Origin of the sequence: Streptococcus oralis, assembly GCF_001579025.1 — a bacterium.
Classification (GTDB): domain Bacteria; phylum Bacillota; class Bacilli; order Lactobacillales; family Streptococcaceae; genus Streptococcus; species Streptococcus oralis_X.
The window spans coordinates 30814-49272 of record NZ_KQ970237.1; the positions used below are offsets into that span (position 1 = coordinate 30814).

Here is an 18459-nt window from a genome sequence, read left to right on the forward strand (position 1 = left end):
GAGAGATACTTTGTAAAACTCGTAAGATTTTTATCTGATAAGCAAAGCGGCGCAGATAATAGCGCCACCGCTTAATTCGTTTTGCTTGTTTCATCTTCTTCTACTTGTAAGCTGAGTTCCTCTAGTTGTTTGAGAGCGACTGTTGATGGAGCTTGTGTCATTGGGTCGGTTGCCTTATTGTTCTTAGGAAAGGCAATGACTTCACGAATATTTTCTTCTCCTGCTAAGAGCATCACAAAACGGTCAAGACCGATCGCCAAGCCACCGTGTGGTGGGAAACCATAGTCCATGGCTTCAAGAAGGAAGCCGAACTGGTCATTGGCTTCTTCAGCTGAGAAACCAAGAGCCTTGAACATGCGTTCTTGAAGGTCTTTTTGGTTGATACGAAGACTACCACCACCAAGCTCATAACCGTTCAAGACGATATCGTAAGCAATAGCACGAACCTTAGCCAAATCACCTTCAAGCTCATGAGCAGTATCTGCTTGAGGAAGGGTAAATGGATGATGGGCGCTCATGTAGCGACCTTCTTCTTCAGACCATTCAAACATTGGCCAATCAACCACCCAAAGGAAGTTGAACTTATCATTATCAATCAAGCCAAGCTCTTTGGCAATACGTCCACGAAGAGCACCAAGTGTTGCATTCGCTACCTCAAGCGTATCTGCCACAAATAGAACCAAGTCCTTATCTTCAAGACCAAGTGCTGCAGTCAATTCTGCTTGGATACCAGTCAAGAATTTGGCAACTGGTCCGTTTAATTCTCCCTCAACTACCTTGACCCAAGCAAGACCTTTGGCACCGTACTGTTTGGCTACTTCGGTCATCTTGTCGATGTCTTTACGTGAGTAGTTGTCCGCAGCTCCTTTGACTACAATGGCTTTAACAGCAGGTGCTTCTGAGAAGACTTTAAAATCAACACCCTTGACAACTTCTGTCAGGTCCTGAAGCAACATGTCAAAACGCGTATCTGGCTTGTCAGAACCATAAAGAGCCATCGCGTCATCATGCTTCATACGAGGGAATGGAAGCGTCACGTCAATACCTTTGGTTTCTTTCATCACGCGCGCAATCAAGCCTTCTGTGATATCTTGGATTTCTTGCTCCGTAAGGAAAGACGTTTCCAAGTCGACCTGAGTAAACTCAGGCTGACGGTCACCACGCAAGTCCTCATCACGGAAACATTTAACGATTTGGTAGTAACGGTCAAACCCAGCATTCATCAAGAGCTGTTTGGTGATCTGTGGACTTTGAGGAAGAGCGTAGAAATGCCCTTTATTGACACGAGATGGCACCAAATAGTCACGCGCCCCTTCTGGTGTTGATTTAGAAAGGAATGGCGTCTCCACATCGATAAACTCCAACTCATCCAAGTAGTTACGGATTGAGTGGGTCACCTTGGCACGAAGTTTGAGATTTTCCAACATCTCTGGACGGCGAAGGTCAAGGTAACGGTAACGCAAACGTGTATCGTCATTGGCCTCAATCCCATCTTTAATCTCAAAAGGTGTTGTTTTAGCTGTATTCAGCACTGCCAGAGCTGTCACGTTCAACTCAACTGCACCCGTTGGCAACTTATCATTGGCTTGCTCACGCGCAGCAACTTGTCCAGTCACCTCGATGACAAATTCGCTACGAAGGCTTTCAGCTGTTGCCATGACCTCTGCAGATACTTTTTCAGGGTTGATAACCAACTGCATGATTCCTTCACGGTCACGAAGGTCGATAAAGATCAAACCACCCAAGTCACGACGACGGCTAACCCAGCCTTTCAAGGTCATTTCTTGTCCGATGTGTTCCTCACGAACACGACCAGCATACATACTACGTTTCATGTTTTCTCTCCTCTTTTATTCTGTTACTATTTTACCACAAAAGCGCAGGCACTTCATGAAAATCAGCAGAAAAGTTTGATTGCCTTTAGAAATCAAAACAAACAGACAAAAAATCCGATGAAAATGTCATCGAATTCTCTGATTATGATTCTTAACCTTTTTTACGCTTTTCAGCAATCTCAGCTGTCTTTTTAGGTAGAACAATCTCCGTCGCATAAGCCGAAGCAAAACGCAAGATACCTGCAATAGGCGCAAAGACAATTGCTAGATAGTTGTAAAAGAAATCGCCTTTAAAGGCATAGGCAAGTGCCCCGATGATAAAGAAGAGAACGACCGCCTGTATCACTGCTAATAAAATTACTCGTTTCATGTGACCTCCTGACTCTATTATAGCATGAGTATCATCAAAAAGCCGATTAAATTATTCAAAGCGTGGAGAGAAATGCTGTAAAGAAGACCTTTTCGGCTTACATAAGCCAGTCCCAAACTCAATCCCAGACTAGCATAAACTAAAAACTGTTGCAAAGTTCCTGGAAAATGAATCAAGGCAAAAAGCACACTCGATACGAGGAGAAACAGAGCTGTCTGTTTGCTGTTGTTCTGCTTAGGAAAGAGATAGCGCGCCAGTAACCCTCTAAAGATGAGTTCTTCCGTCAGAGGAGCAAAGACCACTACCATAAAGAAACCAAAGACAGGCTGAGCAACTGTCAATTGTGATACGATTTGTTGATTGACTGACGGATCTTCTGGCAAAAAGAACTGGGCTGTAATCGCCACTAGCAAAACCAGAGTAGGCAACCAGATATAACGATTAAAAGCTGTCGTCTGGATGCTAACCTTTTCTGTCTGATACCATCTGTAAACTCCATAAACATAGGCCCCTGATAGGACGACATAAAGTGGTAAGACTCCAAAGATTGAAGCCCCTAGTCCAAGAGCTGACAGCGCCGTACTCTGAACCAGACCATAGCCAAAGAAAAAGGATAGAACAGCTAGAAGAAACCAGCCAAGATTTTTAAGTAATTTCATAAAAGACTCCTATTTGAAATAACGTTTTACCATAGGTAATTGCATCACATTGATATAAATATGGATAGCTCCGACAAGCAATAAGGCGAGTAACTGAATCTCTCCTGTCAGTAAGGAAAAGAGATCAATTAGAATGTAGAGACCTGGCAAGACATAGTTATTTAATTGGAATAAAATCCGAAAACTCTGTTCCAAATTAGCTTGGCGCTCCCCTTCATCGTAAGAATTGATATAGTCCAAGACATCCTTTGGTGTAGAGAAAAATGCCAAATCAAACTGACGAACAATCGAAATGGTTTTATAAAGATATTTTTGAGCATTGAAAACCAACACTAATGCCAAAAAAGAAAGAGATAAGGTTAGATTGCTTCTATTTAGTACAATCTCTTCACTTACTGAAATGAAGAAAGCCAATAAAATCGCTACGCTTGCAATATTAAAAGCAATGGTTCCAAACTCGAGATTCCGATACATTTGCACATAATAGGTTTCATTCAGATCATCATCCATTTCCTCTTGATACAAGGAGTGAAATTTTCTGCTTTTCTTTAAGAAATTGAACGTCAAAAGAATGCTAATGAAACCTATCAGTAAACAAATAGCTGATATCCAGGGTATCAAGACTTTTACATCTAACATAATTCCGTGGGATTCGGCACGTGCCTTAAAAATCCCTATAAACATGCCCAAGAAACCTCCAAAGACAACAGCTGCTAAAAACAATAATAATCCACGTTTCTTTTTCATATTCACCCTCCCTCTAAACTAAGCCAGCCAACCACTGACCAAAGGCTTTACCTGATTCAAAAATAGCTGTCAAGCCTTCTGTTCCAAGTGACACCAAAATCAAACAAACAGCAAGTAAGAGAATAGCTTGGTTTCTAGCTTTTTTTGCTCCATCCCCCAAGGGTTCATTGCCAAGCCAACCTGCTAGATAAGCATAGGCTGTAACTGTTAAAATACCAATCTCTGTAGAAGAGAGAAACAACAAAACTGTCACCAAACGAACGATATTGGCTTGAATGTTAAAATAATTTCCTAAACCTGCACAAACACCTGCAAGTGCTTTGTGTTCAGTATCGACTTGAAAACCCGCTGAAAACTCTTTCATAACTTTTCTCCTTTTTCACTTGCTAGATTTTTGAATTTCTTTTCAATCCAGTCAACTACTGGGATGAGAGCAAAGTAGGCCCAAACAAATTGGTCGCTTTGATATGGATTAAACCAGCCTAGGTCCATCCCAATCAGTAGAAATACGCTGACTAATAGAGCTATGGCAACTACATAATAAATCACTTTATACTTATTCATTCCTCATCCTCCTCTATCCGAAATACCGACTCGACTGGTTCATTGAATATCTGCGAAATCTTCAGGGCGATCACAACTGACGGGGTGTATTCGTCCCGTTCTAGTAGACTAATGGTCTGTCTGGAAACCCCTGCTAACTTGGCCAGTTCGGTTTGATTGAGACCATCGCGAGCCCGAAGCTCTTTTAAACGATTTTTAAGCATTCCTTTCTCCTTTACTCTTAACTTGCTTACATTGTAACACATCTTTTTCTTTTTGACAAGCATATTTGTCAAAAAGTTTAAGATTTTTGTCATTTTGCAAAAGAAAACGGTCAGGAATGTTTTCCTGACCAATTTTTCTACTATTAAAAGCCTAATTTTTCAAAGATTTCTGAGAAATTTTGATTGATAGCATCAAGTGACACTTGAACTTCTTCTCGTGTTTGGTTGTTCTTAACTGTCACTTGTCCGCTTTCGACTTCACTCTCTCCTAGGGTAATGAGGGTCTTAGCAGCAAAGAAATCAGCTGACTTGAACTGAGCTTTAAGTTTACGGTTGAGGTAATCACGCTCTGCTTTAAAACCTTGTTGGCGAAGAGCCTGTACCAACTCCAAAGCCTTGACATTTGCCCCTTCTCCCAAGACTGCGATATAGACATCTAGGGCGTTTTCGATAGGGAGAGCCACACCTTGCTTTTCAAGGATGAGAAGCAGGCGCTCCACACCAAGTCCAAAACCAAACCCAGCAGTTTCAGGACCACCAAAGTAAGCAACCAAACCATCGTAACGACCACCCGCACAGACTGTCAAATCATTGCCCTCAATCTCAGTGATAAACTCAAAAATCGTGTGGTTGTAGTAGTCCAAACCACGTACCATATTGGTATCGATGATATAGTCTACTCCAAGATTTTCCAACATCTGACGGACGGCATCAAAATGAGCTTGGCTTTCTTCATCAAGGAAGTCCAAGATAGACGGAGCATTCTCTACTGCCACCTTGTCTTCTTTTTCCTTAGAGTCCAAGACACGGAGAGGATTTTCCTCCAAACGACGTTGGCTATCCTTAGACAAGGTCTCCTTGAGTGGTGTCAAATAGTCGATCAAGGTCTGACGATAAGCCGCACGGCTCTCAGGATTTCCGAGAGTGTTGAGGTGTAATTTGACACCTTGGATGCCGATTTCTTTCAAGAAATGGGCTGCCATAGCGATGGTTTCCACATCAGTAGCTGGATTGCTAGAGCCAAAACACTCGACACCAATCTGGTGGAACTGGCGCAAACGACCTGCCTGTGGACGCTCATAACGGAACATAGGGCCCATGTAATAGAACTTACTTGGCTTTTGTACTTCTGGGGCGAAGAGTTTATTTTCCACATAAGAGCGGACAACGGGCGCAGTTCCTTCTGGACGGAGGGTAATATGCCGGTCACCCTTGTCGTAGAAATCGTACATTTCCTTGGTTACGATATCTGTTGTGTCCCCGACAGAGCGACTGATAACCTCGTAATGCTCAAAAATAGGCGTGCGCACTTCTGCATAGTTATAGCGCTTGAAAATTTCACGGGCAAAGCCCTCAACGTACTGCCATTTGGCAGACTCAGCAGGTAAAATATCCTGTGTTCCTTTTGGTTTTTGTAATTTCATAGGGAATCCTCTTTAAACTTAATAGTCTTATTTTACCATAAATAGAGGGATTAAAACAGTGAGAGTAGAAAATCTCAAGAGAGTCTTTTTCAGAAAATTCATCAAAAACTTGCCAAATTGTCAGAATTATGAGAAAATAGAGGATATTTATCACGTGGAGGGACTGTTATGAGAGACGATATCAAAATCAATGACCGCGCTTTGGCCTTACAAGACCAAATTATCGAAAAACTAGAGAAGGTTTTTGATACAGATGTAGAATTGGATGTTTACAATCTAGGGTTGATTTATGAAATTAATCTGGATGAAACAGGTCTCTGCAAGATTGTCATGACCTTTACCGACACTGCCTGCGATTGCGCCGAAAGCTTGCCTATCGAAATCGTCGCAGGTCTCAAACAAATCGAGGGTATCGAGGACGTCAAAGTTGAAGTCACCTGGTCACCCGCTTGGAAGATTACACGAATCAGTCGCTACGGCCGTATTGCCCTTGGACTCCCACCTCGTTAATGAGGCAAATCACTTTTGAAGATAAAAAGAAGCAAGCCGAAGATGGCTTGCTTTTTGATACTCAATGAAAATCAAAGAGCAAACTAGGAAACTAGCCGCAGGCTGTACTTGAGTACGGCAAGGCGACGTTGACGTGGTTTGAAGAGATTTTCGAAGAGTATGAGTTTATTTTTTGCCTGACTTATCCATATTCCAGAAGTCTGTCACGGCTCCACGAGAAGCGGATGATACGATGTGAGCATATTTACCAAGGACACCACGGCTGTAAAGTGGTGGCAAGGTTGTTTCTGCCTTGCGTTTTTCAAGTTCTTCTTCGGATACTTCCATGGAAATTTCTTTGGTATCTTGGTCAACCGTAACGATGTCACCTGTACGAAGGTAGGCAATCGGTCCACCATCCTGAGCTTCAGGAGCGATATGTCCAACAACCAGACCATAAGTACCACCAGAGAAACGGCCATCCGTCAAGAGAGCAACCTTGTCTCCTTGACCTTTACCAACAATCATGGATGAAAGCGACAGCATCTCAGGCATACCAGGACCACCCTTAGGTCCCACGAAACGAACAACGACTACATCGCCATCAACGATTTCATCTGTCAGAACAGCCTGGATAGCATCTTCTTCTGAGTCAAAGACCTTAGCTGGTCCAACGTGGCGACGCACTTTCACACCTGATACTTTAGCAACCGCACCGTCAGGGGCAAGATTACCATTCAAGATGATAAGCGGACCGTCTGCACGTTTTGGATTTTCAAGTGGCATAATGACTTTTTGGCCTGGTGTAAGGTCTGCAAAATCAGCCAAGTTTTCAGCGACTGTCTTACCAGTACATGTGATACGGTCGCCATGAAGGAAACCATTTGCCAACAGGTACTTCATAACAGCAGGCACACCACCGACTTCATAGAGGTCTTGGAAGACATACTGACCAGATGGTTTCAAGTCGGCCAAGTGAGGCACACGTTCTTGGATTGTATTGAAGTCTTCAAGTGACAAGTCAACATTAGCCGCATGGGCAATGGCAAGTAAGTGAAGAGTGGCATTTGTAGAACCACCGAGAGCCATCGTTACAGTAATGGCATCTTCAAAGGCTTCACGAGTCAAGATATCTGATGGTTTGAGACCAAGCTCCAGCATCTTGACAACAGCACGTCCTGCTGCTTCGATATCTTCTTTCTTGTCAGCTGATTCAGCTGGGTGAGATGAAGATCCTGGCAAACTCATACCGAGAACTTCGATAGCAGTCGCCATGGTATTAGCTGTATACATACCACCACAGCCACCAGGGCCAGGGCAGGCATTACATTCGAGACGTTTCACGTCCTCAGCTGTCATGTCACCGTGGTTCCATTTTCCGATTCCCTCAAAGACAGAAACCAAGTCAATGTCTTTGCCATCAAGATTTCCCGGTGCAATAGTACCACCATAGGCGAAAATAGCTGGAATATCCATGTTGGCAATAGCAATCATAGAACCAGGCATGTTCTTGTCACAGCCACCGATAGCAACGAAGGCATCGACGTTGTGACCACCCATCGCCGCCTCGATAGAGTCCGCAATGATATCACGAGATGTTAGAGAGAAACGCATACCAGGCGTCCCCATGGCAATCCCGTCCGCTACGGTAATGGTTCCAAACTGTACCGGCCAAGCGCCTGCAGATTTGACACCTTCTTTAGCCAATTTCCCAAAATCATGCAAGTGAATATTACATGGTGTATTTTCCGCCCAAGTCGAAATCACTCCCACAATCGGTGTTTCAAAGTCCTTATCTGTCATACCAGTCGCACGAAGCATGGCACGGTTTGGTGATTTAACCATGCTGTCATAAATGCTACTGCGGTGACGTTTATCTAATTCAGTCATCTTATCCCTCCCATTTCAGTTTTTACTATTATAGCACATTTTAAAGGCAATGAACAGAAGAAAATTCTTGAATTTTCAGAAAATTTCGATTACTAGCTTCTAATTTTTTCATCTTTTTTTGTCAAGTAACTTTACTTTACAAAAAAGTTTTGATATACTATTAAAGTTGATGAAAATCAAACCTAACTGAAATTATATCTTAAAAGGAGAAATCAAAATGGCAGTACCTGCACGTCGCACGTCAAAAGCGAAGAAAAACAAACGTCGTACACACTACAAAGTAACAGCTCCATCTGTAAACTTTGACGAAACTACTGGAGATTACTCACGTTCTCACCGTGTATCACTTAAAGGATACTACAAAGGACGTAAAATCGCTAAAGTTGCATCAGCTGAATAATAGAAGGGAGATACCATGCGCGTAAATATTACACTTGAACACAAAGAATCTGGTGAACGCTTGTACCTTACTTCTAAAAACAAACGTAACACTCCAGACCGTCTTCAATTGAAGAAATACTCACCAAAACTTCGCAAACATGTTGTGTTTACAGAGGTGAAGTAAGGGTTTCAGTACACGTCAATAGACGTCAAAATATTGATTTAAAGTGATTTTTGATTTTTTGAAACTCATTATATCGCACTACAAATCAATAAAAACTCTACCTTTTTTAGATAAATATATCATCTGGATATTGAAGTTAAGCCCTGCTATCATTTCGATGGCAGGGCTTTTTAATATTTGGTACACTAACGCCTTATCTATATTTTGGTGAATTTTAAGTTGACATCTACAAAGTTTAATGTTAAAATACATTCAAAAATATATTTGAATGAGGTGTTTTATGATTCAAAATGTTGTTACTTCAATAATACTGTATTCTGGGACAGCCGTAGACTTACTTATTATCCTAATGTTATTTTTTGCCAAAAGAAAAAGCAGAAAAGACATCATTAACATCTATTTAGGACAATTTCTAGGCTCTGTTAGTCTAATATTGCTAAGTTTGCTTTTTGCATTTGTCTTAAATTATATTCCTAGTAAAGAGATTTTAGGTTTACTCGGTTTGATTCCAATTTTCCTAGGTCTCAAAGTTTTGCTTTTAGGAGATTCTGATGGAGAAGCTATTGCCAAAGAAGGTTTGCGCAAAGATAATAAAAACCTGATATTTCTAGTCGCTATGATTACTTTTGCAAGTTGTGGTGCTGACAATATTGGTGTCTTTGTTCCATATTTTACTACCTTAAATTTAGCAAATTTGATAGTAGCTTTACTTACCTTTCTAGTCATGATTTATCTCTTGGTTTTTTCTGCCCAAAAATTGGCACAAGTCTCTTCTGTTGGAGAAATTTTGGAAAAATATAGCAGATGGTTTATTGCCGTTGTTTATTTAGGATTGGGGATATATATCCTGATTGAAAATAACAGTTTTGACATACTATGGACTATATTAGGCTAGGAGAAAATATTATGAAAAAAGATAGTATCTGTCAAGTGGATGTTATAAATCAACAAAATGTTACAACCGCAACGAACTACCTTGAAAAGGAAAAAGTCCAAAAATCACTTCGCATTTTATCAAAATTTACCGATAATAAACAGATAAATATCATCTTTTATCTCCTTGCCGTCGAAGAACTCTGTGTCTGCGATATAGCCTGTTTATTAAATCTCAGTATGGCATCTGCCTCCCACCATCTTCGTAAACTAGCCAATCAAAACATCTTGGACACTAGAAGAGAGGGGAAAATTATATATTATTTTATAAAAGATGAGGAAATCAGAGATTTTTTTAATCAACTAGGATAACAACTATTTTTACTACTTTCTACTTTTCCATGATTATAGGGGGATTATATATGAAATTTTTTGAAGAAAATTATTCACAAGAAATACCTACTCGTATCAAAAATTTAAGAAAAAAATACAATATTACACAAAGCGAACTAGGCAATGCAGGTCAAGTTAGTCAAGTTGAAAGTGGTAAGCGACCAATTACGAGTTCGATGTTAGTTTATTTAAATGCTCTAACCGCTTCGAGCTATACGTATATCGTTTTTGGAGAGTTAGATGAGTTTATTGAGAATCTGTTTCATTATTTTTTCAGTTCTATTTTATATAGAGATTTAGAGGCTGTAGATGAAAAACTATATTCTTTCATGAGTGATGATTTAATTTCAATCCAATCAAGTTGTCTAAGTATTGCCAAGACATTTGCAAATTTCAATATTCAAAGAAAAAGATTTATGATTTCTACTGAAACTGAAATGGATACTTTTCACAAGAAAGATGACATTGACGTATGGGTTGGTGGAAAAAGTTATAACCCCGCTAGAAGTTTTAGAACCCGTACCATCAATGAATTGACTGTCATTGATTTTGAAGAAATGTTTGATATTCTTTGGTTGATGTTAGGGGATAATTTAATTAAATCATTTGAAGTTAATGTCTGTGGTATCCTATTTGAATTAGGCGGAAATGACATACCCTCAACATTTAGGCAAGAAAACATTGATCCTCTCATCAATAAATGGTGGTATGATAATGTTTCGACAGAAATTATCCCTAATCTAATAAAAAAACTCAAAGAAAATCCCTTGTTTAATATCGGATTTATGGTAAATGATATATTAGAAAGAATGTATAAAGAGAATATTCCAAAATCTTACCTTACATCCGTCCCGTTAGTTATTTCTCAAAAAGGAAGAACAACCTCTTCGTTTAGTATGACTGGTGGTCAACAAATAGATGGAGTAAAATTCAAACAGATATCTGAGGACTGTATGAAATTACTCAGTCAAGGTAAGGATATCACAGAGTTATATCAAAAATATTCTAAAGAAGAGTTGGCAAATCTAGGCATTAATATTTATCAATCCAATGATATAGAAAGGACTGAGGAAAGAACTTTTGATGAAATTATCAGTTGGGTTTCCAACCCTTATGCAACAAGACCAATTCAAGAAAGGCACACTATTCAATTAGAGCCAACAAGATTTTCACTAGAGGATAAGAAACGTATTGAAAAAATTGCCTCTCAGGGAATAAACGACATCGACCTTGTTGATTTAGTTGAACTCTATGATATCAATTTAGATAATACAAATGTCACTCGCTATATTGAGGGATTATTGACGAATAATACACAAGTAACATACTATTTCCAAGAACAATTAAACGAGGAATTACTCGCAATGGCTTCGGCTTTAGATAGAGTTCAACAAGCATTTATTAAACTATTAAGCGAAGAAGAGATACGAAAATTTGCTCTTTAAAAACTAGGTGAATCGCCTAGTTTTTTTTGCACTTCGTTTTACAAATTAGTTTATTGAAGTAAAAAAAGAAGTAAAAAATAAAAGAACATTATGCCTTATACTGAATATATCAAGAAAAACTCTTGATAAAAATTTTAATAGTCCAAATTGATGGCCATCAAAGGACAGATTGAAACAAATATGATGATATGACGATAAAGGTCATGTCTTGCATAGAATTGTTTCGCTGTTTCTTTGTTGTGCCTTTTAGCATACTCAGCGTTCAATATTTGCTCATTTTGTTTCCTTCTGTCCAAGGACGGAAAGGAGCTCATCATTATGAGCAATAAAGTACAAGAACGCCGTGAGCGTAAAATCAAAGAAGCTATTAAAGCTAAAAATTGGAATGAAGTAACTCGTTTGCTTCAACAAGAACAAAGTAATGCAGAACGGCGTGACCGATACCACCATAAACGAAGTATGGAAGAAAGCATATCTCGTAATGACGGTAAACGACGTGAACGCTATGAAGTAGTTGCAAGTTCTGATTTGAATCCCGAAGAAGCTTTAATCCTAGCGGAGTTAAGACAAGCTATTCGTGAAGCTAAAGCATCCCTATCAGAAATTGACAGTAAGATTGTTGAAATGATAGCGGAACAAGGTTCAAGCTATAAAGAAACGGCTCGCTATATCACTGAACATTACAAGAAAATGAGTGATGTAACTGTCAAATCTCATTATTGTAAAGCACTAAAAAAATTAGCTCCTTTATTAAAAAGTTATCGCTAATACCTCAAATCCAGTGTCTCTGTCACTGGATTTTTTATAAAAAAATTAAAAATTTAACAAATAACTTTGCGTTTGGTTGTCTCATTCTCCTTAGTAATAAGGAGGTGATACATAACTAGAGCAACTACGTCCAGCTCACGACCAAAACCGAGCAAGTCTCATTCGTATTATTTCTCAATAATAAAGGAGGAACAACCCTATGGCGTTTAAAATGAAAACAACAAAAGGTGGTTATACAACTACATTGGCTGATAAAATTATCAGTCAAAAACAACCGATTTACTCACTTAGTACCGAACTTGAACCACAACAACGGTTTGAAGAAGGAAAACCAACAGGAGAAATCGTAGCCTATAAAGCATGGTTTGTACAGGAAGGGCAAGACCCTTTCCAAGTAAAATTCGAAGATACGATTGAGCTTCCAGCGTTTCAATCCATGATTCAATTTGACACCCTACAAGCCTGCGAAGTAAAATATAACGTTTACTTCAAAGCAAATGGTATCAAGGAGGTTCGGTAATGACCTCACAATCTCGTGATGTGCTGAACCAATCTTTCCTGCAATCTTACCTGCTCCAGAGCCTAAACATGGCTCTAGGGGCTTTAATGCAGGGGGAAACCAGCTATACTAATTCTTTTAACGTCATTATTCAAGAAGACGGCTTTGTCTTTGTCCCTCGCCTACCGTGCGCTTATATCCTCGATGACGACTTATACAAGAAAATCTTTCTGATTGCCAATGCTTCACTTTACCCACAATATACGCTTCTAAAACAAAATGCTACCTATTTTGTCCCTCTAGACACAGATGACTTACACATTCAACGTGGTTTATTCTTCCCTTGGAAAAGAGGGATTTCAGAACGTTTAGCGATTCCTGATTTGGATAAGTTTTCAGCCAGATTGCCACATGGGAAAATCCCTATCATGAAGCACTTTGAACTCAATTTAGACAAGGTCAATCACTGGGCTATTGCTGGAAATTCAGGTTCTGGGAAATCGTATGCTCTCACTTACTTCTTGAGTGTACTGAAGCATATGTCTGACTTGATTATCATTGACCCGAAATTTGATACCCCAAGTCGTTGGGCAAGAGAAAATCATATTTCCGTTATCCACCCTGTCGAAAACCGTTCAAAATCTGATTTTGTATCACAGGTCAACGAACAATTAAGTCAATGTGCAAATCTCATTCAAAAACGACAAGCTATCTTGTATGATAATCCCAACCATCAATTTACCCATCTAACTATTGTTATTGATGAAGTCCTAGCTCTATCAGAGGGAGTCAATAAGAATATCAAAGAAGCATTTTTCTCCTTACTCTCACAGATTGCCTTGTTAGGACGTGCTACCAAAATCCATCTATTTTTAGTAAGTCAGCGTTTTGACCACAATACTATCCCAATTTCAGTAAGGGAACAGCTAAACGTATTGTTACAAATTGGAAATATCAATCAGAAAACTACTCAATTTTTATTTCCTGACCTCGATCCAGAGGGGATTGTCATTCCAACAGGACATGGTACAGGTATCATCCAAGTTATCGACAATGAACACCCCTACCAAGTTCTGCCCCTACTCTGTCCAACCTACTACACTAAGCGAGGTATCCTATGACCACAAAAAACTACTTTATAAGAAGTTTCAATCTTATACTATATTTGGTTCTCTCTACTCCTATCTGCTCTGTCTTCGGCTGGCTATTCAATTTTCTTTCCGTCCAATTAGCCAACATCTCATTTGTCAACCTAGATTCAGTTAAAAACATTACTGATACCATTAGTTCTGTAAGTCACAAATCCGCTCTTATTTCACTACTACTTGCCTTACTATTGACTGGATTAGAGATAATACAACGGTTGAAAACAGATAGTCTTCGGAACTATATCCAATCTGTCTATCACACTTTCCTGTTGCGACACTTCCTGTTTCAGCGTGAACGAGTACAGAAGATAAGCAACCTTGAACACCAGACCGTTACCACCATCAATCCAATCCATAAAGGATTTAACCGAGCTGTTCGCAAGTGTATTGTAGATATACGAAAAGATACCATCACTATTTTTCTAAAAGTCCCTAGAGACCAACAAGGGCAAAAAATCCTAAAAGAGATGGAAGCACAATTAAAAGAAGAAATCGTCAGCCAACACGCAGACTATTATTTCTCCTCTCCTATTCGAGTTCGTAACCAATTGTGGTTCACTGGACAAAAACGTTAATCCCTTGGGGCTGTGGCTTGCGTTAAGCAAAAGCCAGACAGCCCCTTTTTATATTCTTTTCTATCATGACCTATTGGGGTTACTACGACCCCCAATAGGTCAATAATCAATAATCACAAAAAATTCAATTTTTTCAAAAAAACTTTGCATACGACCTGTCATTTCTCCTTAGTAATAGAACCCAAAAGAAATGAGGTAACTGCCTATGGCAAAAGAACAGCGCTCAACCAAATGGACGTTTCTCTTCTACGAGGAAAGCGCACCAGAGAACTACTTGAATATATTAGAGGAACTCCATATTCCGTTTATTCTTAGTCCTTGGCACGATAAGGATGTTAATAGACAGACGGGAGAGTTCAAGAAATCGCACAAACACGGTGCTTTCTTCTTTGATTCACTGAAAAGCTATTCACAAGTATCAAATATCATCAGTGACAAACTAAACGGTCCAGCACATGTGGAGGTAGTTATGTCTCCCACTGGTTTATTTGACTACTTTACCCATGCGGAAAATCCAGATAAGACCCCCTACAACATTGAGGATATTGAAGTCGGTTGTGGCTTTAATTTAGAAAAATTCTTGATGGAGATGAACTCCTCGGATTTTATACATGAAGTAGTTGATATTATCGAAGAGAACGACTTTACCGAATTTGAAGAATTGGTCTGGTATGCCCGAGCAAACAATACCAATTTATTAGGACTCATTATTGAACGTACATATTTCTTCGCCAAATACCTAGATTCACGAAGATACAATCCTAATCGACTCCATAATTCAAACACAGAGGAGAAAGAGAATAATGAATAACGAAAAATTAGAACAAATTGAACAACTATTGCAAACACTTATCAAACTCATTCAAATCAAAGAACAGAACATACCACTAAAGATAATACAACAGCGAGAATTGCTAAAACAGCTAAATATCTCCCCAAACACATTAAAAACTTGGGAACAAAAAGGATTAAAAAGATTAGAACCTCCTATAGAGGGAACTCGAACCGTCTTCTATCTACTAGATGATATTATCAACTTTTTACAATCCTAATTCTGAAAATTTTTGCTAAAATAGTTCTATCTAAAAGAAAGAGTGGTAACTATTTTAGCCTACTTCAATATCCATGAAGAAAGGCAAATATGGAAACTGAAACAATTATTCATAATGGCAAAAAAGTCATTAAAAAAATCAAAAAAGATAAGTCCATCTCATACACTTTGAAGGGGGCATTTCTGGGAAAAGATATCAAAACTGGTAAGCAAGTCACTACTACCATTACAGCTAAGACACTAAAACAGTTAGATAGAGCAATCATTCGAGCACGACTAGAATTTGAAAAAAATGGCTCAACACGAGAAAAAGTTATCGTCATTGATACACTGGAAGATTTAGCTGAAGAATGGTTTAAATCATATAAGACCTGGGTCAACTCACATAATACTCTGAACAGAGTAAGAGGTTATCTTGATAATTATATTATCCCTAAATTTGGAGATTACAAACCAGATAAAATTGAATCTGCGGATATCCAGCTTTGGTTAAATGGTTTGGCAAAGAAATCAAAAGAGTCCATTGAATCTGGTATAAAGCGTGCTGATAAAGGTAGTGCTAAAGATTTTGGTGCTGTTATCCATAAGTTGAAAGATATTTTTGACTATGGAATTACAAACTATGGACTAATCACTAATCCTGTTAGCTCTGTTAAGATACCACCTAAGCCAAAATCAAATAAGCAACGCATCATGGTATTACATGATGATAGTCTTGTAATATGGCTTAATTATCTTGAAAGTTTAGATAACAATAGAGCCAATCGTAGATTTAAGTTAATTTGTAATACTTTATTAGCCTCCGCTTTGCGAATAAATGAACTACTTGCGTTGACGATTGATGACCTAGATTTTGAAAATTCTTCTATTAATGTCAGTAAAACATTGATGTGGAAAACCGCAAATAAAAAAGATGGGACAAAAGGGGAAGTTATCTGTAAAGCTACACCAAAAACTGATGCAGGAAATCGCTCTGTCCCTGTCCCTCTCCCCATAATAGAAAAACTCAGAGATTTCCACCACGAAATGAACTTGTATCTTGAATTGCACAACAGACATAGAACAAAACTGATTTTCCCTACAATCTATGGCAACTATATGTGTGATAGAAACGAGAGAACAACTCTTAAGAAAAGGTTAGTAGGTCTTGGATTACCAAACTATGGTTTCCATTTGTTCCGACATACTCATGCTTCAATGTTGCTCAACGCTGGCACAAATTGGAAAGAACTTCAAGTCAGAATGGGACATAAATCAATTTCAACTACAATGGATACTTACGCTGAATTAGCACCACAACGAAAGTTAGAAGCTGTGGGGATTTATCTTGAAAAGATTGCTGAGCTAACGCAATAACTACTCTACCATTCACTCTACCTTTTATTAGGTAGCATTCTAGAAACATTGATGTACCAACGTTTCTAACAGCTAAAATAGAAATTATTTAACTCTTACAGAGGTTAAATAGTGGGTCATTACGTTTCAGTAGAAACGAAAAAACCTTGATTTAACGCTATTTTTGAAATTTCAAATTTCAATGTATTGCAATAAAAATCAACCGAATGACTACATTTTTGACTACATTTTTTGTGAAATAAATTAGATGTTCGGATATATAGAAAACGCTCTAGTCATATTGTCTAGAGCGTTTTTGTGTTGTTTAAGAAAATTAGATGTTGGTTTTAGATAACTACTCATTTCAGATTTTTTAAACAAGATTTAATTGTTGATAACTAGAAAGGATTATTATGTTTGCAAAAAACAAATTTCAATACTGTATTTACAATCATGAGAGACTAGAACTTCATGAGCTTCAAAAGGAATATCAAAAGGATAAAGCTGGGACAAAACTTAAGTATGAAAACCAATTGTTCGCAATCCTTCATGGATAGAGCGCAAGTTGTTCTCGATAGCTCAAAGATCAGCTTGATGTATTATTCTTTCAGCCATAATATCCCCCTTGTTAATGATTTTTAAATTAATTAGACAAAATTTGGCCATAGAATATTCTTATCTTAAAGAAATAATTATATACTGAAAAACAGGTCGCAATTACACATGATTCAGATAAAATATACCAGAACTATTTTAGTTTCTTCTTATAGAAATAAGAAAATCATAATTGATACTTTAATTCAACATACTATGAAATGAGAATATGAAGTTTTCTATGAGGAAAATGTGCACTTGATTTGACATTTTAGGGCGTACGAAACCTTTGAATACAGGCTTCTTTCTATCTAAATGTTTTTGCAGATACTTTTTTTGTACAAATTTGTATTACGAGTGTGTAACTGATAGACAAACACTAAAATATATGATAAACTAAAGTAGGAAAAAATTTAAAAGGAGAATCCTTATGTCATCAATTAGTTTGACTCCAGAACAGTTACAATCTCAGGCGGCTATTTATCTTAGCGCTAAAGATCAAATTGAACAAGCGGTACAAACCGTTAATCGCACAAATGGAGAAATGGCATCACAATGGAAAGGGCAAGCATTTAATGCTTACCTTGAGCAATACAACCAGTTGTATACACATGTTCAAAAATTCGAGGAGCTTCTAGTGAGCATCAACCAACAATTGAACAACTATGCTCAAACAGTAGCTGAACGTGACCAACAAGATGCACAAAGCTTTGGTTTGTAGTTAATTTTGAGGAGCGTCAGGGAAACTTGACGCTTATTTTTATACCATGATGAAGAAAATTAAAAAGTACCTATTAATTCTTTGTATCGTATTTCCTGTGCTAGTTTATGCAGACGATGGTAGCTTAAAACTTGATACAGATATCATTACAAATAGTACACAGGACACGGTCAAAAATAGGATAGAATCCAAATATGCTCCAAATTTATTTTTAAATCGTACCCAAAAGGTTGTGGACCAGAGAACTCAAACAACAAAAGAACTTTTACAGGGGGCAGAGCAGACTATATTTACCGATAGTGAAAATCATT

General features: G+C 38.3%; 24 protein-coding genes and 1 pseudogene. 15 read left to right on the plus strand and 10 right to left on the minus strand.

Annotated elements, in window-relative coordinates:
* Nucleotides 1–71: 71 nt before the first annotated feature.
* The 8 genes from aspS to hisS all read right to left on the minus strand — a co-directional run bounded on the left by aspS (nt 72) and on the right by hisS (nt 5802).
* Complete coding sequence (gene aspS, locus SORDD27_RS08130) at nt 72–1835, minus strand: aspartate--tRNA ligase (RefSeq protein WP_061428466.1); 1764 nt, start codon at nt 1833–1835, stop codon at nt 72–74.
* Between the two features lie 151 nt (nt 1836–1986).
* Nucleotides 1987–2205, minus strand: a complete 219-nt coding sequence (locus tag SORDD27_RS08135; RefSeq protein WP_061428469.1) for a hypothetical protein — start codon at nt 2203–2205, stop codon at nt 1987–1989.
* 17 nt (nt 2206–2222) lie between these two features.
* Nucleotides 2223–2864 (minus strand): CPBP family intramembrane glutamic endopeptidase, encoded by a 642-nt coding sequence (locus SORDD27_RS08140; RefSeq protein WP_061428471.1) that lies wholly within the window; start codon nt 2862–2864, stop codon nt 2223–2225.
* 9 nt (nt 2865–2873) lie between these two features.
* Nucleotides 2874–3611 (minus strand): DUF3169 family protein, encoded by a 738-nt coding sequence (locus SORDD27_RS08145; protein WP_061428474.1) that lies wholly within the window; start codon nt 3609–3611, stop codon nt 2874–2876.
* 13 nt (nt 3612–3624) lie between these two features.
* Nucleotides 3625–3975: a PspC domain-containing protein gene (locus SORDD27_RS08150; RefSeq protein ID WP_049478386.1), complete on the minus strand. Its 351-nt coding sequence runs from the start codon at nt 3973–3975 to the stop codon at nt 3625–3627.
* The gene (locus SORDD27_RS08155; RefSeq protein ID WP_049478385.1) at nt 3972–4175 is read right to left on the minus strand and encodes a hypothetical protein; all 204 of its coding nucleotides are present in this window, start codon (nt 4173–4175) and stop codon (nt 3972–3974) included. The genes SORDD27_RS08150 and SORDD27_RS08155 overlap by 4 nt, the downstream gene beginning before the upstream one ends.
* On the minus strand, nt 4172–4378 hold the full coding sequence (locus SORDD27_RS08160) for a helix-turn-helix transcriptional regulator (RefSeq protein ID WP_000916948.1): 207 nt from the start codon (nt 4376–4378) through the stop codon (nt 4172–4174). The genes SORDD27_RS08155 and SORDD27_RS08160 overlap by 4 nt, the downstream gene beginning before the upstream one ends.
* A 143-nt stretch (nt 4379–4521) precedes the next feature.
* Nucleotides 4522–5802, minus strand: a complete 1281-nt coding sequence (hisS, locus tag SORDD27_RS08165; RefSeq protein WP_061428476.1) for a histidine--tRNA ligase — start codon at nt 5800–5802, stop codon at nt 4522–4524.
* Between the two features lie 168 nt (nt 5803–5970).
* Here hisS and SORDD27_RS08170 point away from each other — a divergent pair, with 168 nt between their 5' ends.
* A complete protein-coding gene (locus SORDD27_RS08170) occupies nt 5971–6312 on the plus strand; it encodes a metal-sulfur cluster assembly factor (RefSeq protein WP_001204052.1) in 342 nt (113 codons plus the stop codon).
* A gap of 165 nt (nt 6313–6477) precedes the next feature.
* Here the strand turns inward: SORDD27_RS08170 and ilvD are convergent, their stop codons facing one another.
* Nucleotides 6478–8181 (minus strand): dihydroxy-acid dehydratase, encoded by a 1704-nt coding sequence (ilvD, locus tag SORDD27_RS08175; protein ID WP_061428478.1) that lies wholly within the window; start codon nt 8179–8181, stop codon nt 6478–6480.
* Between the two features lie 217 nt (nt 8182–8398).
* Between ilvD and rpmF the strand changes: the two genes are divergently transcribed.
* Both rpmF and rpmG read left to right on the plus strand, forming a co-directional pair.
* The gene (rpmF, locus tag SORDD27_RS08180; protein ID WP_060806219.1) at nt 8399–8581 is read left to right on the plus strand and encodes a 50S ribosomal protein L32; all 183 of its coding nucleotides are present in this window, start codon (nt 8399–8401) and stop codon (nt 8579–8581) included.
* 15 nt (nt 8582–8596) lie between these two features.
* The gene (rpmG, locus tag SORDD27_RS08185) at nt 8597–8746 is read left to right on the plus strand and encodes a 50S ribosomal protein L33 (protein WP_001265622.1); all 150 of its coding nucleotides are present in this window, start codon (nt 8597–8599) and stop codon (nt 8744–8746) included.
* A 78-nt stretch (nt 8747–8824) separates the two neighbouring features.
* Here rpmG and SORDD27_RS10400 read toward each other — a convergent pair whose 3' ends face one another.
* Nucleotides 8825–8998 (minus strand): FanG protein, encoded by a 174-nt coding sequence (locus SORDD27_RS10400; protein ID WP_081103409.1) that lies wholly within the window; start codon nt 8996–8998, stop codon nt 8825–8827.
* A 28-nt stretch (nt 8999–9026) separates the two neighbouring features.
* On the opposite strand from SORDD27_RS10400, the gene SORDD27_RS08190 reads away from it, so the two are divergent.
* The 12 genes and pseudogenes from SORDD27_RS08190 to SORDD27_RS10405 all read left to right on the plus strand — a co-directional run.
* Complete coding sequence (locus SORDD27_RS08190) at nt 9027–9641, plus strand: CadD family cadmium resistance transporter (protein ID WP_000615750.1); 615 nt, start codon at nt 9027–9029, stop codon at nt 9639–9641.
* An 11-nt stretch (nt 9642–9652) separates the two neighbouring features.
* The gene (gene cadX / locus SORDD27_RS08195) at nt 9653–9991 is read left to right on the plus strand and encodes a Cd(II)/Zn(II)-sensing metalloregulatory transcriptional regulator CadX (RefSeq protein WP_000711078.1); all 339 of its coding nucleotides are present in this window, start codon (nt 9653–9655) and stop codon (nt 9989–9991) included.
* A 50-nt stretch (nt 9992–10041) separates the two neighbouring features.
* Complete coding sequence (locus SORDD27_RS08200) at nt 10042–11457, plus strand: helix-turn-helix domain-containing protein (protein WP_061428479.1); 1416 nt, start codon at nt 10042–10044, stop codon at nt 11455–11457.
* A 318-nt stretch (nt 11458–11775) separates the two neighbouring features.
* On the plus strand, nt 11776–12225 hold the full coding sequence (locus tag SORDD27_RS08205; protein WP_011837674.1) for an RNA polymerase sigma factor: 450 nt from the start codon (nt 11776–11778) through the stop codon (nt 12223–12225).
* A gap of 199 nt (nt 12226–12424) precedes the next feature.
* A complete protein-coding gene (locus tag SORDD27_RS08210) occupies nt 12425–12745 on the plus strand; it encodes a hypothetical protein (RefSeq protein WP_000874693.1) in 321 nt (106 codons plus the stop codon).
* Entirely contained in the window at nt 12745–13845 is a 1101-nt protein-coding gene (locus SORDD27_RS08215) for a P-loop NTPase family protein (protein ID WP_045610914.1), read from the plus strand. The genes SORDD27_RS08210 and SORDD27_RS08215 overlap by 1 nt, the downstream gene beginning before the upstream one ends.
* Nucleotides 13842–14447, plus strand: a complete 606-nt coding sequence (locus tag SORDD27_RS08220; protein ID WP_000208709.1) for a hypothetical protein — start codon at nt 13842–13844, stop codon at nt 14445–14447. The genes SORDD27_RS08215 and SORDD27_RS08220 overlap by 4 nt, the downstream gene beginning before the upstream one ends.
* A 205-nt stretch (nt 14448–14652) precedes the next feature.
* A complete protein-coding gene (locus SORDD27_RS08225; protein WP_001040935.1) occupies nt 14653–15258 on the plus strand; it encodes a replication protein in 606 nt (201 codons plus the stop codon).
* Complete coding sequence (locus SORDD27_RS08230) at nt 15251–15499, plus strand: MerR family transcriptional regulator (protein ID WP_001058391.1); 249 nt, start codon at nt 15251–15253, stop codon at nt 15497–15499. Before SORDD27_RS08225 ends, SORDD27_RS08230 begins: the two co-directional genes overlap by 8 nt.
* An 89-nt stretch (nt 15500–15588) precedes the next feature.
* The gene (locus SORDD27_RS08235) at nt 15589–16854 is read left to right on the plus strand and encodes a tyrosine-type recombinase/integrase (protein WP_011837676.1); all 1266 of its coding nucleotides are present in this window, start codon (nt 15589–15591) and stop codon (nt 16852–16854) included.
* Nucleotides 16855–17857: 1003 nt separating this feature from the next.
* On the plus strand, nt 17858–18148 hold the full coding sequence (locus SORDD27_RS08240) for a WXG100 family type VII secretion target (protein WP_049505358.1): 291 nt from the start codon (nt 17858–17860) through the stop codon (nt 18146–18148).
* Nucleotides 18149–18197: 49 nt separating this feature from the next.
* A pseudogene (locus SORDD27_RS10405) lies at nt 18198–18459 on the plus strand (type VII secretion protein EssA); the annotation flags it as partial.

Coding starts and splice junctions, on each gene's coding strand:
- cadX (WP_000711078.1), top strand. CDS start 9,653: ATGAAAAAAGATAGTATCTGTCAAGTGGATGTTATAAATCAACAAAAT.
- SORDD27_RS08225 (WP_001040935.1), top strand. CDS start 14,653: ATGGCAAAAGAACAGCGCTCAACCAAATGGACGTTTCTCTTCTACGAG.
- SORDD27_RS10400 (WP_081103409.1), bottom strand. CDS start 8,998: ATGTATTTTAACATTAAACTTTGTAGATGTCAACTTAAAATTCACCAA.
- SORDD27_RS08135 (WP_061428469.1), bottom strand. CDS start 2,205: ATGAAACGAGTAATTTTATTAGCAGTGATACAGGCGGTCGTTCTCTTC.
- SORDD27_RS08220 (WP_000208709.1), top strand. CDS start 13,842: ATGACCACAAAAAACTACTTTATAAGAAGTTTCAATCTTATACTATAT.
- SORDD27_RS08205 (WP_011837674.1), top strand. CDS start 11,776: ATGAGCAATAAAGTACAAGAACGCCGTGAGCGTAAAATCAAAGAAGCT.
- SORDD27_RS08150 (WP_049478386.1), bottom strand. CDS start 3,975: ATGAAAGAGTTTTCAGCGGGTTTTCAAGTCGATACTGAACACAAAGCA.
- SORDD27_RS08240 (WP_049505358.1), top strand. CDS start 17,858: ATGTCATCAATTAGTTTGACTCCAGAACAGTTACAATCTCAGGCGGCT.
- rpmG (WP_001265622.1), top strand. CDS start 8,597: ATGCGCGTAAATATTACACTTGAACACAAAGAATCTGGTGAACGCTTG.
- SORDD27_RS08210 (WP_000874693.1), top strand. CDS start 12,425: ATGGCGTTTAAAATGAAAACAACAAAAGGTGGTTATACAACTACATTG.
- aspS (WP_061428466.1), bottom strand. CDS start 1,835: ATGAAACGTAGTATGTATGCTGGTCGTGTTCGTGAGGAACACATCGGA.
- SORDD27_RS08230 (WP_001058391.1), top strand. CDS start 15,251: ATGAATAACGAAAAATTAGAACAAATTGAACAACTATTGCAAACACTT.
- SORDD27_RS08170 (WP_001204052.1), top strand. CDS start 5,971: ATGAGAGACGATATCAAAATCAATGACCGCGCTTTGGCCTTACAAGAC.
- hisS (WP_061428476.1), bottom strand. CDS start 5,802: ATGAAATTACAAAAACCAAAAGGAACACAGGATATTTTACCTGCTGAG.
- ilvD (WP_061428478.1), bottom strand. CDS start 8,181: ATGACTGAATTAGATAAACGTCACCGCAGTAGCATTTATGACAGCATG.
- SORDD27_RS08215 (WP_045610914.1), top strand. CDS start 12,745: ATGACCTCACAATCTCGTGATGTGCTGAACCAATCTTTCCTGCAATCT.
- SORDD27_RS08155 (WP_049478385.1), bottom strand. CDS start 4,175: ATGAATAAGTATAAAGTGATTTATTATGTAGTTGCCATAGCTCTATTA.
- rpmF (WP_060806219.1), top strand. CDS start 8,399: ATGGCAGTACCTGCACGTCGCACGTCAAAAGCGAAGAAAAACAAACGT.
- SORDD27_RS08145 (WP_061428474.1), bottom strand. CDS start 3,611: ATGAAAAAGAAACGTGGATTATTATTGTTTTTAGCAGCTGTTGTCTTT.
- SORDD27_RS08235 (WP_011837676.1), top strand. CDS start 15,589: ATGGAAACTGAAACAATTATTCATAATGGCAAAAAAGTCATTAAAAAA.
- SORDD27_RS08200 (WP_061428479.1), top strand. CDS start 10,042: ATGAAATTTTTTGAAGAAAATTATTCACAAGAAATACCTACTCGTATC.
- SORDD27_RS08140 (WP_061428471.1), bottom strand. CDS start 2,864: ATGAAATTACTTAAAAATCTTGGCTGGTTTCTTCTAGCTGTTCTATCC.
- SORDD27_RS08160 (WP_000916948.1), bottom strand. CDS start 4,378: ATGCTTAAAAATCGTTTAAAAGAGCTTCGGGCTCGCGATGGTCTCAAT.
- SORDD27_RS08190 (WP_000615750.1), top strand. CDS start 9,027: ATGATTCAAAATGTTGTTACTTCAATAATACTGTATTCTGGGACAGCC.